Annotated in this window: 10 protein-coding genes; 7 read left to right on the top strand and 3 right to left on the bottom strand. The window is 70.9% G+C overall.

The window, feature by feature from the left end; all coding sequences use genetic code 11:
• Positions 1 to 75 precede the first annotated feature (75 nt).
• Entirely contained in the window at positions 76 to 1287 is a 1212-nt protein-coding gene (locus AC3EN4_RS02480) for a TadA family conjugal transfer-associated ATPase (RefSeq protein WP_435204313.1), read from the bottom strand.
• Positions 1284 to 2384, bottom strand: coding sequence for a septum site-determining protein Ssd (ssd, locus tag AC3EN4_RS02485; RefSeq protein ID WP_435204314.1), 1101 nt, complete (start codon positions 2382 to 2384; stop codon positions 1284 to 1286). The genes AC3EN4_RS02480 and ssd overlap by 4 nt, the downstream gene beginning before the upstream one ends.
• Before the next feature lie 1359 nt (positions 2385 to 3743).
• Here ssd and AC3EN4_RS02490 point away from each other — a divergent pair.
• The 4 genes from AC3EN4_RS02490 (at position 3744) to AC3EN4_RS02505 (ending at position 7675) form a co-directional block, all read left to right on the top strand.
• Positions 3744 to 4550 (top strand): HAD family hydrolase, encoded by an 807-nt coding sequence (locus tag AC3EN4_RS02490; RefSeq protein WP_422737877.1) that lies wholly within the window; start codon positions 3744 to 3746, stop codon positions 4548 to 4550.
• A 340-nt stretch (positions 4551 to 4890) separates the two neighbouring features.
• Positions 4891 to 5787: a hypothetical protein gene (locus tag AC3EN4_RS02495; protein WP_435204315.1), complete on the top strand. Its 897-nt coding sequence runs from the start codon at positions 4891 to 4893 to the stop codon at positions 5785 to 5787.
• Positions 5784 to 7148, top strand: coding sequence for an isoprenylcysteine carboxylmethyltransferase family protein (locus AC3EN4_RS02500; protein ID WP_435204316.1), 1365 nt, complete (start codon positions 5784 to 5786; stop codon positions 7146 to 7148). The genes AC3EN4_RS02495 and AC3EN4_RS02500 overlap by 4 nt, the downstream gene beginning before the upstream one ends.
• Positions 7043 to 7675 (top strand): TetR/AcrR family transcriptional regulator, encoded by a 633-nt coding sequence (locus AC3EN4_RS02505; protein WP_422737874.1) that lies wholly within the window; start codon positions 7043 to 7045, stop codon positions 7673 to 7675. Before AC3EN4_RS02500 ends, AC3EN4_RS02505 begins: the two co-directional genes overlap by 106 nt.
• A gap of 8 nt (positions 7676 to 7683) precedes the next feature.
• Here the strand turns inward: AC3EN4_RS02505 and AC3EN4_RS02510 are convergent, their stop codons facing one another.
• Complete coding sequence (locus tag AC3EN4_RS02510) at positions 7684 to 8430, bottom strand: Fic family protein (RefSeq protein WP_435204317.1); 747 nt, start codon at positions 8428 to 8430, stop codon at positions 7684 to 7686.
• A 389-nt stretch (positions 8431 to 8819) separates the two neighbouring features.
• Between AC3EN4_RS02510 and acs the strand changes: the two genes are divergently transcribed.
• The 3 genes from acs (at position 8820) to AC3EN4_RS02525 (ending at position 14739) form a co-directional block, all read left to right on the top strand.
• Positions 8820 to 10841 (top strand): acetate--CoA ligase, encoded by a 2022-nt coding sequence (acs, locus tag AC3EN4_RS02515; RefSeq protein WP_435204318.1) that lies wholly within the window; start codon positions 8820 to 8822, stop codon positions 10839 to 10841.
• Positions 10842 to 11084: 243 nt separating this feature from the next.
• Positions 11085 to 13877, top strand: coding sequence for an immune inhibitor A domain-containing protein (locus tag AC3EN4_RS02520; protein WP_435204319.1), 2793 nt, complete (start codon positions 11085 to 11087; stop codon positions 13875 to 13877).
• Between the two features lie 343 nt (positions 13878 to 14220).
• Entirely contained in the window at positions 14221 to 14739 is a 519-nt protein-coding gene (locus AC3EN4_RS02525; RefSeq protein WP_435204320.1) for a hypothetical protein, read from the top strand.
• The last annotated feature ends 40 nt before the right edge of the window (positions 14740 to 14779 follow it).

Here is a 14779-nt window from a genome sequence, read left to right on the forward strand (position 1 = left end):
GGACGCTCCTCACCCGCCAGATCACCAGGATCGCGGTGGCCAGCAGCAGCACCGCGACCAGCATCATCGTGAGGTTCATGCCGGACCTGCCGATCCGGGCCAGGGCTCGCTCAGGATCGGCGGGACCGGGACGCCCCGGTCCCGCAGCAGCGCGCCGAACGCACGGGCGGCCAGGCCCAACCCTCGTCCACGTACCCAGGCGGGCACCACGGTGGCCAGTCGCTCCGGACCTTCGGGGAGCAACAGACAGATCGATTCGAGGACACGGCCCTGATCACCGCGACGTACCTGGAGCAGCACCTGAAGCGCCGCGACCACCTGGGCGTGCAACGCGGCGCGGGGCAGTCCGCCGAGCAGGCCGAGCGCCTCCAGCCGGGCCGGCACGTCGGACGGGGTGTTGGCATGCAGCGTGCCGGCGCCGCCGTCGTGGCCGGTGTTCAACGCGGCCAGCAGGTCGACCACCTCGGCGCCCCGGCACTCCCCGACCACCAGGCGGTCCGGACGCATTCGCAGCGCCTGCCGAACCAGGTCGCCGAGGCTGACCACGCCCGTCCCCTCGACATTGGCGGTGCGGGCCTGGAGCCCGACCACGTGCGGATGCCCCGGCTGTAGCTCCGCCGCGTCCTCCACCAGGACGATCCGTTCGGTGGCCGGCACCAACCCGAGCAACGTGTTGAGCAGGGTGGTCTTGCCCGAGCCGGTGCCTCCCGTGACCAGGTACGCCAGCCGGGCCGCGACGACCGCGGTGAGCAGCGGTGCCACCGGTCGCGGCACCGTTCCCTGGCTCACCAGCTCGTCGAGGGTGTACGGGCGGTGCCGGAACGTCCGCAGGGACAGGTAGGGGCCATCGGTTGCCACCGGCGGCAGCACGGCGTGCAGGCGGGTGCCGTCGGGCAGTCGGGTGTCCGCGTACGGGGCGCCGTCGTCGAGCCGCCGACCCGCGCTGGCGATCAGGCGTTGCGCCAACCGGCGGACGTCCTCGACCGATCCCACCGGGATCGCCACCTGGCGCAGCCCCGCGCCCCGGTCCACCCAGACGCGAACGCCGTTGACCAGGACGTCGGTCACCTCCGGATCGGCCAGCAGCGGAGCGAGCGGCCCGGCGCCGACGAGGTCGTCGTGCACCCGGTCGGCGATCCGCAGGACGGCGGTGTCGCCCAACACCGCAGCGGTGGGCTCGGCGCGTACGGCGGACACGATCGCCGCCGGGGTGACCGGGTCGGTGGCGGCCACGATCCGCTGCCGCACCCGCGCGGCGAAGGAGGTGTCCCCCGGCCGGCCGCTCATGCCGCACCGGTCGCAGCGCCGGTGAGGTCCGCGACGATCCGCTGGCACAGGGCGGCGAGCGGACCCTTGCCGGCCGCCGCCGGAGCCTCGCCCCGTTCCAGGCCACGGCAGAGCCCCGGCTCGGGACGCAGCGTGCCGGCGAGCGGAAGACCCAGTGCCCGTGCCACCTCGGTCGCGCGCAGGCGACCCGGGGCGGGCCCGCGCACCACCACCGAGAGCGCGTCGCAGTGTGGTGCGGCCACGGCCACCACCCGGGCGGCGGCCGCGGTGGCACGCAACTCCGCCGGTACGACGACGAACGCCTGGTCGGCCGCCTGCAACGCGACCACGGCCGCATCGTCGAGCTGCCGGGGCAGGTCGATCACCACGAAGTCCCGGCCCCGGTGGGCGGCGTCGACGGTCGCCGCCATCGCGGCGGCGGGCAGGGCCAGCATCTCGCCGCGGTCCCAGGAGAGCACCACCAGGTCACCTCGACTGGGCAGGGCCTGGACCAGCGCGGGGGCGTCCACCCGCCCGTCCGCGCTGGTGAGCGACGGCCAGCGCAGCCCCTCCAACTGTTCCCAGCCGAGGACGAGGTCGAGCCCGCCACCGAGCGGATCGGCGTCGATGAGCAGGGTGCGCAGTCGGGCCCGCGCGGCGGTCACGGCGAGCCCGCCGGCGAGCACACTCGCCCCCGCACCACCCCGGCCCCCGAAGAGCGCGACGACCCGCGCGCCCGGGCCGTCCGGCTGGTCGGGGCCGTGCTCGGCCAGGCGGTCCACGAGCCACGGCTCGGCGGCGGGCAGCGCGGCGACGTGTTGGGCACCGATCAGCTCGGCGATCTGCCAGCCGGGGTCGATCTGACCGGCCCTGCCCACCAACACCAACCGGGGCCGTTTCGGTAGTCGGGCCCGCAGGCACGCCTGCGCCTGGTCGACACCGAGCAACACCAGCGGCGCGGCGGCCCACCGGGTGCGCGCGGCGGCCGGATCGGGGGCGAGTTCCACCTCGGTGCCACCGGCGGCGGCGAGCCGGAGCAGGTCGTCGAGCAGGTCGCCGTCCCCGGTGACGACCAGTGGGAGCCGTCGGATCGGCGGAACGGAGGTACGGGGTGCCATCGCGGCCTCCAGCGGTCGGGATCGGATGCACCGCCGACCCTGCTCGCCATGAGCCCGCGCCGCGCCCGGCAACGGGCCGCCTGTGGACAACTTCGGGGCCTGTGGACAACGCCCGCCGAGGCTCTCGATCTGCTATGCGCACGGGCATTCGTGCAGCTAGCGGCGCTGCCCTGAAATCGCGGTGGGGTCGATCCCGACAACCTGGTCGCAGAAAATCGTCGCCACACCGGCCCGACCCGCTCGGTCGATCACCGGTCGCCGGTCGCCGGTCACCGGTCGCCAACAAGCGACACCGACCAGGTGGATGGAGGCGGTCCCCCCGCCAGCGGGCCCGACGGTCAGGACGGCCGGCGAGCGGGACGTACGCTCCACCGCCCGGGCGCACGGCCGATCCGGTCCCACGCCCCGCACGACGGTCCGGCGGATAGCGCGATTTCTCCTCGTTCGACATTCCCGGCCGGTAGGGGATGTCGACAAGCATTTCCGATGCCCTTCGATGAGAACAAATTTTCGAGGCCGGGCCGGCGACCTTCGAGAACCAAGGGTGATCGCCAACGTCAGCGGAGGCCGCGCGGGAACTGTCCGAACATACTAAAACTGCGGGACGACGACGCCGATCTAAAGATGAGTCGATCGAAGGGGTCGATGAGGTCGGGACGGACTGCACTCTTCACCTGATGGACATGGGCGATCAGAACGGCATTTGGGCAGCCCAGACTGGTCATCGCCGAGATCGACAGACGCAGCAAACATTGGTCGCCGCAACGGCAAGCCCTGGGACGGCGCAGCCGACATATCTGAGTTTGAACGGTGCGAAGTAGCAGGAAGAAACGGCGTCGAGGTGCCGTTTCAGGATCGCTCCGGTCGACCTTCGAGCGCATTGCCGACGAGGTGCTTCGAATCACGCCCCTCGTCCATTCCGGCCGGAAGCTTACTCAATCTCGCCTCGTGAAATCGACGCGTTCGGCGAGCCGGGAGGGCGCTGGACGGGCCCCAGACGGTCCGGAGCCACCAACCCGGGAGCGCTCCCCAACAAAGGGACGACCCCCGTCGGGGGGAGACGGGGGTCGTCAACGGTTCGGCTCCGGGGGGGTCGAGCCGAACCACTCAGCGGTCACGGGGGGTGCAACCGCCGAGGGTCTGTCTGTTTCGGGATGTGAAAGCGTGTCGTGCGGACAAGTCTGCCTGAGCGGGCCCGTCACGTCGAGTGGTGTTCACTCCACTCAGCGCGAAAATCTCCTCGCCGAATGTGAGCACGGTCACGCTGAGCGGTGGTGGGGGTACCCGTCCGCAGGTCCAAGGGGTGGCCTGACCCCGGGCACCCGCCGACGATAGACCATCCGGCTAGACTTTCGCGCCGTGGGCCGAAGTGCCGCTTTCTTCGATCTGGACAAGACCGTCATCGCCAAGTCGAGCGCCCTGGCGTTCGGTCGGCCGTTCTACCGGGACGGGCTGATCACTCGGCGTGACGTGGTCAAGTCGGCGTACGCGCAGCTGATGTTCCGGCTGGGCGGCACCGACGAGCAGACCATGGCCCGAACACGGGACTACCTGGCCGCGCTCTGCAAGGGCTGGCAGGTGGAACAGGTCCGTCAGATCGTCGCGGAAACACTCCACGAGCTGATCAACCCCTATGTGTACGCCGAAGCCGCCGCCCTGATCGAGGAGCACCAGGCGGCCGGACGGGACGTGGTGCTGGTGTCGGCGTCCGGCGAGGAAATGGTCCGCCCGATCGGCGAGTTGCTCGGGGTCACCGACGTGATCGCCACCCGGATGACGGTGCGGGACGGCCGATACAGCGGTGAGGTCGAGTTCTACGCGGCCGGTCCGAGCAAGGTCGAGGCGGTCACCGAGTTGGCCGCCGTCCGGGACTACGACCTGGCCGACTCGTACGCCTACTCCGATTCGTACAGCGATCGTCCGCTGCTGGAGTGCGTGGGGCACCCGAGCGTGGTCAACCCGGATCGACAGCTACGCAAGCTGGCCTCGGAGAACGCCTGGCCGGTGCTGGAGTTCCGGCACCCGATTCCGCTGGGCCGCCGGTGGCGGGAGCGGCCGGCCGTCCCGGTGGCGGCGGCAGCTCTCGGGGTCGGCGTGGGGGTGGCCATCGGCATCGCCTGGTACGGCCGGCACCGCCGCACCCGGGCCGCCGCCACCACGGCCTGACCCACCTCCCGTCCGGAAACCGGACGACGACCGCCGCCGCCCGACGAGGCACAGCGGCACCCTGTCAGCCTCTCTGACGCTCACCCCGGACGACGACCGCCGCCGCTCCGACGACGCCCGTCGGGCGCCGCCCCCAGCAGCCGCAGCACCACGGCCCGCAACAGGCTGCGCACACCGGCATCCAGGCAGCCCCTTTCGCCGTCGCGCCCGCACGTCGAGTGGCTTCGAAGTTTGTCTATCACTATTTGACGATTATCCCCGCCTGCACGCGCTCTTGAGCGATCGCTCAAGAGCGCGTACCCTCCGCTTGAGCGATCGCTCAAACACGGGGGAGATCAGCATGACCGACGACGTTGAACCGACACCGCGCAGAACACGGGCGCACTGGACCCTGGCCGGCTTGATCACCGTCTTCGGGGCGATCGTCTTCGTCCTGGTGGTGCGGGAGGGCCGGGCCGACAGCGCGGTGCTCTTCGTGGCGCTCCCGGTGCTCCTCGCCGCCGCCCTCGCGCTCGCACCCCAGCGGACGGCCCACGGCAGGGTCTTCGCGATCACCACGGTGGCCCTGCTGGTGGCGTCGGTGGCCCTGCACGAGGGCGCGATCTGCGTTCTGCTGGCCGCCCCACTGGTCTATGGGGTGGCGCACGGCACCACCGCGCTGGTCCGCGCCCTGCGGGAGGCGAACCGCCCGTACGCCCTCGTGGCCGTACCCCTGCTGCTCCTGCCCGGCCTGGAGGGCAGCGGCATCGCCCCCCGGGTGGCGCCGGAGCAGACGGTCGAGGTGACCCGCGTCGTCGGACTCCCGGTGGACCAGGTGGCCGAACGTCTCACTGCCGGCCCCCGCCCGACCGACGTCCGGTCGGTGCCGCTGCGGGTCCTGGGGGTGCCCACGCCCGGGCAGGTCAGCGGCGACGGGCTCGACGTCGGTGACCGGTGGATGTTCGGTTACCACGGCAGCGCGCACGGACCGGGCGGCCACCTGCTCGCCACGGTGGAGAACGCCGCACCGGGACGGGTGGACTTCGGGTTCGTCGAGGACACCTCCATCACCGCGCGCTGGTTCACCTGGCGGCACGCCGAGCTGAGCTGGCGGGCGGTCGACCCCGGCCAGACCGAGATTCGGATCCGGGTTGACTACACGCGGGGCCTGGACCCGTCCTGGTACTTCGGCCCGGTCCAGCAGGTGCTGCTCGGCGCCGGGGTCGGGCACCTCCTCGACATGCTGGCCCTCGAATGACCGTCGCCCGCTGGCTGAGCCTGGTCGTGCCGTTGGCGGCCGTGCTGGCCGTCGGCGCGCGGGAGCGGGACCGGTCCGTCCGGGCCGCGGGGCTGCTGGCGTTCCTGGCCGCCGGGATCGGCATCGCCGCGCTGCACGAGGTCGCCCGCCGGACCGGCTGGTACGCCTTCGCTCCGGTCGACGGCGCGTACCGGGGCATGCCGGTGGACCTCTGGATCGGCTGGGCGGCCCTCTGGGGACCGTTGCCGGTGCTGCTCCGCCGGGCGCTGCCGCTGCCGGTCACGCTGGGCCTGCTGCTCTGGGTCGACGCGGTGGCGATGCCGGCGCTGCACCCGCTGGTCGACCTCGGTCCACACTGGCTCGTCGGGGAGATCGTCGGCCTGCTCACGGTGGCGCTGCCCGCCCAACTGCTCGGTCGCTGGTGCGCCGACCGCCGGCACCTGGGCGCCCGGGCGCTCCTCCAGGTGGGAGTCTTCGCGGCCCTGCTGCTCTGGCTCGTCCCCACCGTGGCGTTCGAGGCCGGCGACGGGTCGTGGGCCGGGCTGCTCGGGCTGGACCGCACCGGGATCCTGGTCGTCGCGCAGGTGGCGCTGCTGCTGGCCGTACCGGCGCTGGCCGCCGTCACGGAGTTCGCCGTACGGGGTGGCGGCACGCCCTACCCGTGGGATCCGCCGCGCCGGCTGGTCACCACCGGCCCGTACGCGTACCTGGCGAACCCGATGCAGCTCGCCGCCGTACTGCTGCTGCTGTTCACCGCGACGGTGACCGGAAGCGGCGCCCTGGCGCTGGGCGCGGTGTCGGCGACGGCGTTCGGCGTGGCGGTGGCCGGCCCACACGAGCACCACGACCTGCGCACGCGGTACGGCGACTCCTGGCGGTCCTACCGGCGGCAGGTACGCGACTGGTGGCCGCGCTGGCGGCCGTACCCCTCGGAACCGCCGGCGGTGCTGTGGCTGGACGACGACTGCGGACCCTGCGCGGCCATCTGGCGGGCGGTGGCCCGGCGGCATCCGGTCAGCCTGCGGATCCGGGCGGCCCGGGAGCACGAGCACGTGCTGTGGCGGGCGGAGTACGTGGGCGGCGACGGCCACACGGAACGGGGGGTGGCCGCCGTCGCCCGCTCGCTCGAACACGTCCATCTCGGCTGGGCCCTGGTCGGCTGGACACTACGGCTGCCCGGGGTCGCCTGGCTGGCACAACTGGTGACCGATGCGATGATCGCACCGCCGCATCCGGCCCGTCCGAGAGGAGAGCCATGTCCGACACCAAGCAGCGTCTCCTCGACGGCGCCATCGCCGCCATCCGGGAGCACGGCATCGCCGGCGTCTCCGCCCGTACCATCGCCGCCGCCGCCGGCGTGAACCAGGCGTTGGTCTTCTACCACTTCGGCACGGTGGACGACCTGCTGGCGGCGGCCTGCCGGGTCAGCACGGCCGAACGGGTCGCGCACTGGTCGGCACGGCTGGCCTCGACCGGTTCGCTGCGCGAACTGCTCGCGGTCGGGCGGGCGCTGCACGAGGAGGAGCGCCAACTCGGCAACGTCACCTTCCTGGCCCAGATGTTGGCGGGGGCACAGGCGGACCAGCGGATGGCCGCCCCCACCGCCGGCGCGCTCCAACTCTGGGTGGACGAGATCGAGCAGGTCCTGCGGAGACTGCTCGCCGGCTCCCCGTTCGCCGAGGTGGCCGACGTGCCCGGCCTGGCCCGCGCGGTCTCGGCCGCGTTCATCGGGCTGGAACTCTACGACGGGGTGGACCCTGCGGGCGCGGACCGGGCGATGGCCGCGCTCGACCAGCTCGCGCTCCTCATGGAGATCGTCGACGATCTCGGACCGATCGCCCGCCGCGCGCTACAGGCCAAGGTCAACCGGGCGACGCGTCGGGACTGACGCACCGCTCACGCGGCGGCGAGGATGTCGTCGCCGATGGTGGTGAGCTGGTCGGCGCCGACCTCGACGGCCGCCATGTAGTGCCGCAGCCAGGAGCGCAGCCCGTCCGGGGTGCCGGTGGCGAAGGCGCCGGCCGAGCCGACGTACTCGGGCTCGCGGTCGGCGTGCCCGACGTCCACGGCGAGCAGGCCGCGCGGGTCGAGACCGCTGGCGAGCAGTACCAACCGAGCGGCGCCCCGCGCCACCACGCCGGACGGCCCGGCGAACGGGCGCAGGTTGAGCAGTTCCCCGTGGACGACGGCGGCCAGGACCAGCGGGGACACCTTCGTCCCGCCGGCCACCAGGGCGGCCAGCCCGTCGAGGCGGGCCGCGACCACCGGGTCGGCGACCGGACGACCCAGCTCGGCCTCCGGCACGATGTCCCGGGCGGCGAGGACGTGCAGCCGGGCGAGGGCCTGCCGGGGCGCCTTCGGCCAGAGTTCGCTCAGGCCGGGCAGAGCACCGGCGACCCGCAGCGCCCCCTGGAGCACCGGCTCGGTCACCGTGCCGGCGCGTACCTCCTCGCGCTCGTGGACGGCCCCTTCCAGCGCGGCGCTGGCCACCGCCGAGCGCAGGCTGACCTCGGCCGCGACCTGGCCGCCGTGGCGGCGCAGGGCGCGGTGCCCGAGCGCACGGTCGAAGCGTTCGCGGGCCCGGTCGACGGCGGCGGCGATGTCGGCGAGCGCGAGCAGCGGGGCGAGCGGGTCGGTGGTCACCCCGCCACGCTAGCGAGCCGACCGGGCCGATCGGCCCACACCCGCCTGCAAGGCGACCCGGACCACGCGGCCACGGGCCAGGGGTCACGGGCTGGCCAGGGGCTGGCCACGCAAGATCGACACGACTTCACCGAAGTGGGGCTATCAGGCGGCCCGGATACCCCGACTGCGGCGATGTCGTGTCGATCAAGCGGCCGGCGCCCGCTCGCACCAACCCGCGCCCGCCCACACCGACCCGTGTTGGCGCGCACCCGGCCGCGCCGGGCCGTCGGGCGCGTGGCGGCGTCCGCTCGGCGCGATGAGGTGGGCAGCGGTCGCCTGCCGGTGGACCCGCGACTACCCTCGTGCCCATCGAGACGCAGGTCACCCCGAGGACGAGGAGTCACGGCATGAGCGAGGCATTGGCCAATCTGCTGAACGAGACGCGCCAGTTCCCCCCGCCGGCCGAACTCGCCGCGCACGCCAACGTCACCGTCGACGCGTACGCCGAGGCGCAGGCCGACCGGCTCGCCTTCTGGGCGAAGCAGGCCGACCGGCTGGCCTGGTCGAAGAAGTGGGACGAGGTGCTCGACTGGTCGAACCCGCCGTTCGCGAAGTGGTTCGTCGGTGGGCAGCTCAACGTGGCGTACAACTGTCTGGACCGGCACGTCGAGGCGGGCCGCAGCGACAAGGTGGCCATCCACTGGGAGGGCGAGCCGGGTGACACCCGAACCCTCACCTACGCCGACCTGCACGAGCTGACCTGCCGCGCGGCGAACGCGCTCACCGACCTGGGGGTGACCGCCGGCGACCGGGTGGCGATCTACCTGCCGATGATTCCGGAGGCGGCGGTTGCCATGCTGGCCTGCGCCCGGATCGGCGCGGCGCACAGCGTGGTGTTCGGCGGGTTCTCGGCCGACTCGTTGAGCAACCGCATCCAGGACGCCAGCGCCAAGGTGGTGATCACCGCAGACGGCGGTTACCGGCGGGGCAAGCCGTCGGCGTTGAAGCCGACCGTGGACGAGGCGGTGGCGAACTGCCCGTCGATCGAGCACGTGCTGGTCGTCCGCCGTACCGGCGAGGACGTGGCGTGGTCGGAGAAGGACCACTGGTGGCACGAGACGGTCGAGACGGCGTCGGCCGAGCACACCGCGCAGCCGTTCGACGCCGAGCACCCGCTGTTCATCCTCTACACCAGCGGCACCACCGCCCGCCCGAAGGGCATCCTGCACACCACCGGCGGATACCTCACGCAGGCGTCGTACACGACGCACGCGGTCTTCGACCTGAAGCCGGAGACGGACGTCTACTGGTGCACCGCCGACATCGGCTGGGTCACCGGCCACTCCTACATCGTGTACGGGCCGCTCTCCAACGGCGCCACCCAGGTCATGTACGAGGGCACCCCGGACACCCCGCACAAGGGCCGGTTCTGGGAGATCGTCGACAAGTACCAGGTGAGCATCCTCTACACCGCGCCCACGCTGATCCGCACGATGATGAAGTGGGGCGAGGACATCCCGGCCGGCTTCGACCTGTCGTCGCTGCGCCTGCTGGGCAGCGTCGGCGAGCCGATCAACCCCGAGGCGTGGATGTGGTACAGGCAGCACGTCGGCCGGGGTGAGCTGCCCATCGTGGACACCTGGTGGCAGACCGAGACGGGCGCCATCATGATCTCCCCGCTGCCGGGGGTGACGGCGACGAAGCCGGGTTCGGCGATGGCCCCGCTGCCGGGCGTCGTCGCCGACGTGGTGGACGACCAGGGCCAGTCGGTGCCGAACGGCGGTGGCGGCTACCTGGTGCTGCGCGAGCCGTGGCCGTCGATGCTGCGGACCATCTGGGGTGACGACAACCGGTTCATCGAGACGTACTGGTCGCGGTTCGGTGCAGGCGCCGGAGGCGTCGAGTCTGGGCGGGAGGCGGGGGCCGAAGGCCACCGCGGGTGGGTGTACTTCGCCGGCGACGGGGCGAAGAAGGACGACGACGGGCACATCTGGCTGCTCGGTCGGGTGGACGACGTGATGCTGGTGTCCGGGCACAACATCTCGACCACCGAGGTGGAGTCGGCGCTGGTGTCGCACCCGTCGGTGGCCGAGGCGGCGGTGGTGGGCGCGACCGACCCGACCACCGGCCAGGCGATCGTGGCGTTCGCCATCCCGCGCGGCAGCACGGACATCAGCGGTGAGGCGGGTGAGCAGCTCATCGCGGACCTGCGCAACCACGTGGCGAAGACGCTCGGCCCGATCGCCAAGCCGCGGCAGATCATGCTGGTGCCGGAGCTGCCGAAGACCCGCTCCGGCAAGATCATGCGGCGGCTGCTGCGGGACGTGGCCGAGAACCGCTCACTCGGCGACGTCACCACCTTGCAGGACTCCTCGGTGATGGAGCTGATCTCCTCCGGGATGAGTGGCACGAAGTCCGACGAGGACTGACGACAGACGTACCCCGACGGTGGGTGATGGTCCGCGCGGACCATCACCCTCCGTCATCTTTTGTGGACCCTCCACCGTCCCGCCCGACCTTGGCGGACGGTTCTGCGGATAACGCCTGCATCACGTTCCTGTTGTTCGGCTGGATTCTCATTTAGTTTCACGAAGGTCGGTTGGCCCTCGACGCGACGCTGCGTGCCCGGTGTCTGCCGGCTTCCCTCGCCCATGCCCGAGAAACGGAGCGGCATGAACAGAAACTCCCATCCGGGGTCGCGCCGACGACTACTCGTCGCGCTGCCCGTCATCGCCCTCGCGGCCACGTCACTGACCGTGAGTGGCAGTGCGGCGGCACAGCCGTCCACCACCCCCCGGGCGGTGATCGGGGCTGACGAGTACTACATCAACTACGCCGAGCCCGAGGTGCAGCCGGACACCACCGGCCGCGAGGTCAAGGGCAAGAACGGCGTCTACACCCCCGCTGTCGACGACGCCCGCGCGTTCGACCAGAAGCACGCGCGCGGCAACCCGGTGACCGCCCGCCAGCTCGCGCAGATCGAGGCCAAGTCGATCAAGACGGGCAAGAGCCCGCGCCAGATCAAGCAGGCGCCCACCACGCAGACGGCGAAGCTGCTGACGCTGCTGGTCGAGTTCAACGACAAGGCCAACGACGACTTCACCAACGTGATGGTCCCGAAGACCGTGTTCGAGGACCGGACCTGCGTCCCCGGCACCGTGCAGAACGGGCCGAAGCACAACAAGCTCCCGGACCCGGCGCGGCTCCCGCACGAGGACAACAACACGTTCTGGGTGCCGGACTTCTCGCCGTCGCACTACAACAAGATGCTGTACAGCAAGAAGGGCATCACCGAGCGGGTCCGCAAGGACCTCAAGGGCCCGGACGGCAAGAAGGGCATCGACATCTCCGGTCGCACGATGCACAACATGTACCTGGAGATGTCCAAGAACGCGTACACGGTCGACGGGCAGGCCAGCCCGTGGATCACCGTGCCGCACTCCGAGGGCTGGTACGCGGCCAACCGCTGCACCCAGGACGAGAACGGCAACTGGGTGCCCGGCCGCGAGCAGTCGATGAACGGCCACCCGGACAACCCGGCCGGCGCAGGTCGTCTGGCGACCGACGCCATCGCGGCGCTCGCCGCCAAGGACCCGACCTTCCCGTGGGCCGACTACGACAAGGAAGACCAGGCCGACCGCGACGGTGACGGCAACCTCTTCGAGCCGGACGGTGTGATCGACCACCTCGTGCTGGTGCACGCCGGCAAGGGCAAGTCGAGCGGCGGCGGCGACCAGGGCGTGTACGCCGTCTGGGCGCACTCCTCCTCGGTGCCGGGTGGCTACACCATCCCGGGCACCAGCCTGAAGGTGTCGAACTACATCGTGCAGCCGGAGGACGCCGGCGTCGGCGTCTTCGCCCACGAGTTCGGTCACGACCTCGGTCTGCCGGACCTCTACGACACCTCCGGCAACGCCGACTCCGACGTGGACTTCTGGGACCTGATGGCCTCCGGTTCGCACTCGGGTGAGGTCTTCCAGGCGCTGCCGACGCACATGGGCATCTGGGACAAGTGGGTGCTCGGTTGGGCCGACCCGCTGACCATCCGCCCCGGCTCCAACCCGCGTGAGGTCAAGCTCGGGCAGACCTCCCGTACGCCGATCGACGCCGAGGACGGCATCAAGGTCGACCTGCCGGACAAGGTGACCGTCCTGGCCACCCCGCACAGCGGCACCAAGATGTGGCACAGCAACAACGACCAGAGCTGGGCCGACGTCAAGCTCAGCCGCTCCGTCGACGTGCCGAACGCCGCGGACGCCAAGTTCTGGATGTGGAACAACTACATCATCGAGGAGGACTGGGACTTCGGCTTCGTCGAGCTGTCGACCGACGGCGGCGCCACCTGGTCCGAGCAGAAGGTGTACGCCGAGGGCGGCACGGTCGTCACGACGCCGGACAACTACGGCGACCCGAACGGCCGGATGAACGACTTCGGTGGCAAGAAGTACGGCCTGACCGGCAGCACCGAGGGCTGGCGTCACGACTACGTCGACCTGTCGGCGTACGCGGGCCAGACCGTCCAGGTGCGACTGCGGCTGGCCACCGATGAGGCGTTCGAGGAGCGCAACTGGTTCGTCGACGACTTCTCGGTCACCGGCGGCGGCGCCACCACCTGGAGTGACGACGTCGAGGGCGGCGCCAACGGCTGGCAGACCAGTGGCGGCACCTTCGTCGACACCACCGGCGCGGGCTGGAAGGTGTCCGGCGGCACCGAGGTGCACGCGCAGTACTACCTGGCCGAGTGGCGCAACTTCGACGGCTTCGACAAGGGCCTGAAGTACGCCTACGACACCATCTACTCGCGCGACGCGTGGAAGGTCGACCGGATCTCCTACAACGCGCCGGGCATGCTGGTGTGGTACCGGGACAGCGCGCTGGGCGACGTCAACCACGTCACCGGGCAGATGACCGCGCTGCCCAGCTACGGCGCCAAGGGCGGGCTGCTCATCGTCGACTCGCACTTCCAGCCGTACCGGCGTACCGGCACGGCGGCCGAGAAGGACCCGTCGGTGACGGACAACCTGCCGAGCCGTCCGCAGTCGTCGAACGCGGCCTTCTCGCTCCAGAAGACGTACCCCTTCACGGAGTGCCTGGAGGCGGCGGGCGAGCCGTACAGCGCGTACTGCACGAAGTTCAAGGCGCAGGCGCCGGTGAAGGGCTTCACCGACGCCCAGGGCTGGTACCCGGGCATCGAGATCCGCGACGGTGCCGCGTACGCCCGGGACAACGACGCCTCCGTCGTGGTGCCGTCTCGTGGCAACGCGCCGTACACCACCCGGGTGACCAACCCGGACGGTAGCCCGGCGCCGGAGTTCTACGGCGTGACGCTGGGCGGCGGCGCGATCGTGCTCGGCACGGGCAACCCGGCCGACGCGGGCGTGCAGAACGGCGTCTCGCTGACGATCCGTAAGGCCGCGAAGGACAACTCGTCCGCCACGATCTACGTCACCCCGGCGAAGAAGTGACGGTGTAACGGGTTCGTCCACGTAACAACTGAACGGCCCGTCCGGAGTCATCAGACTGCCGGGCGGGCCGTTCTGCATCTGCCAGCGGCCCGCGTACACCTCTTCGAAGCCGGTCCCGGGCGATTCCGATGGGCTCCGCTCAGGGTAGACAGAGCTGGGGCCGTTCGGTGCCCTCAGGAAGAAACTATCGGTCGACGGTCGAGACGGCTATGACAGCATGCAGGCCATAGTTAGCATGGGACTTCTCGACGGACTGCCACCCCGCCAGGGCGGTGTTCTTCCCACAGGCAGTGGGAGCAGAAATTGGCCGGACAACTTGAGCAGCCCACAACGTAGGAGCACGATGAGAGCGAAGCGCTTTCCAGCTACGAGCAGGATCGTTGTTCTGGCAGTTCTCCTCGTTGCCTCCGGATGCACTCAACCCAAAGGTAATTCCGCGGAGCCCGACCAGGAGGAGGTGGCAGCGGTTTCGAGCGAGGTAACCGAATTGCTTGAGTCGAACCCGGCTGCGACCACCAGTCTTTTCGGCCGTACGCCCGACCGGATCGCCTGCGTGAGCAAGGCATTCGGCTTACCCAAAACCTCGTCCGGACCGAGCGGTGGGAAGTCGCTCTTCTCGCACGTCTACTGTGCCGCCGTGGACCCTGGGGTCGCCTTCGGCGATGCGAGCATCTTCAGTGGCCCTATTGCCATTGCGCCAGGTCCGCCGATCGAAATCAAAGTTCCTCAGGACGGAGCAGAGTACGAGACGAGCATACGTCGGATTTTCCCAGACGAACTCGAGGAGGCGGCAATGGACAGCGTGGCTGACGAGGGGATGAAGAGAGCGCTTGGTCAACGATACGCCGCCCGTCAAGGCTGACGGGCGGCGACACGCTCAATTTATTTCGCTCAGATCGCCA

Source organism: Micromonospora sp. bgisy143, from assembly GCF_057708145.1.

Bases quoted from the DNA above. Each gene is read 5' to 3' on its own strand.
- AC3EN4_RS02480 (WP_435204313.1), bottom strand. From the start codon at position 1,287: ATGAGCGGCCGGCCGGGGGACACCTCCTTCGCCGCGCGGGTGCGGCAG.
- AC3EN4_RS02520 (WP_435204319.1), top strand. From the start codon at position 11,085: ATGAACAGAAACTCCCATCCGGGGTCGCGCCGACGACTACTCGTCGCG.
- AC3EN4_RS02505 (WP_422737874.1), top strand. From the start codon at position 7,043: ATGTCCGACACCAAGCAGCGTCTCCTCGACGGCGCCATCGCCGCCATC.
- AC3EN4_RS02500 (WP_435204316.1), top strand. From the start codon at position 5,784: ATGACCGTCGCCCGCTGGCTGAGCCTGGTCGTGCCGTTGGCGGCCGTG.
- ssd (WP_435204314.1), bottom strand. From the start codon at position 2,384: ATGGCACCCCGTACCTCCGTTCCGCCGATCCGACGGCTCCCACTGGTC.
- acs (WP_435204318.1), top strand. From the start codon at position 8,820: ATGAGCGAGGCATTGGCCAATCTGCTGAACGAGACGCGCCAGTTCCCC.
- AC3EN4_RS02525 (WP_435204320.1), top strand. From the start codon at position 14,221: ATGAGAGCGAAGCGCTTTCCAGCTACGAGCAGGATCGTTGTTCTGGCA.
- AC3EN4_RS02495 (WP_435204315.1), top strand. From the start codon at position 4,891: ATGACCGACGACGTTGAACCGACACCGCGCAGAACACGGGCGCACTGG.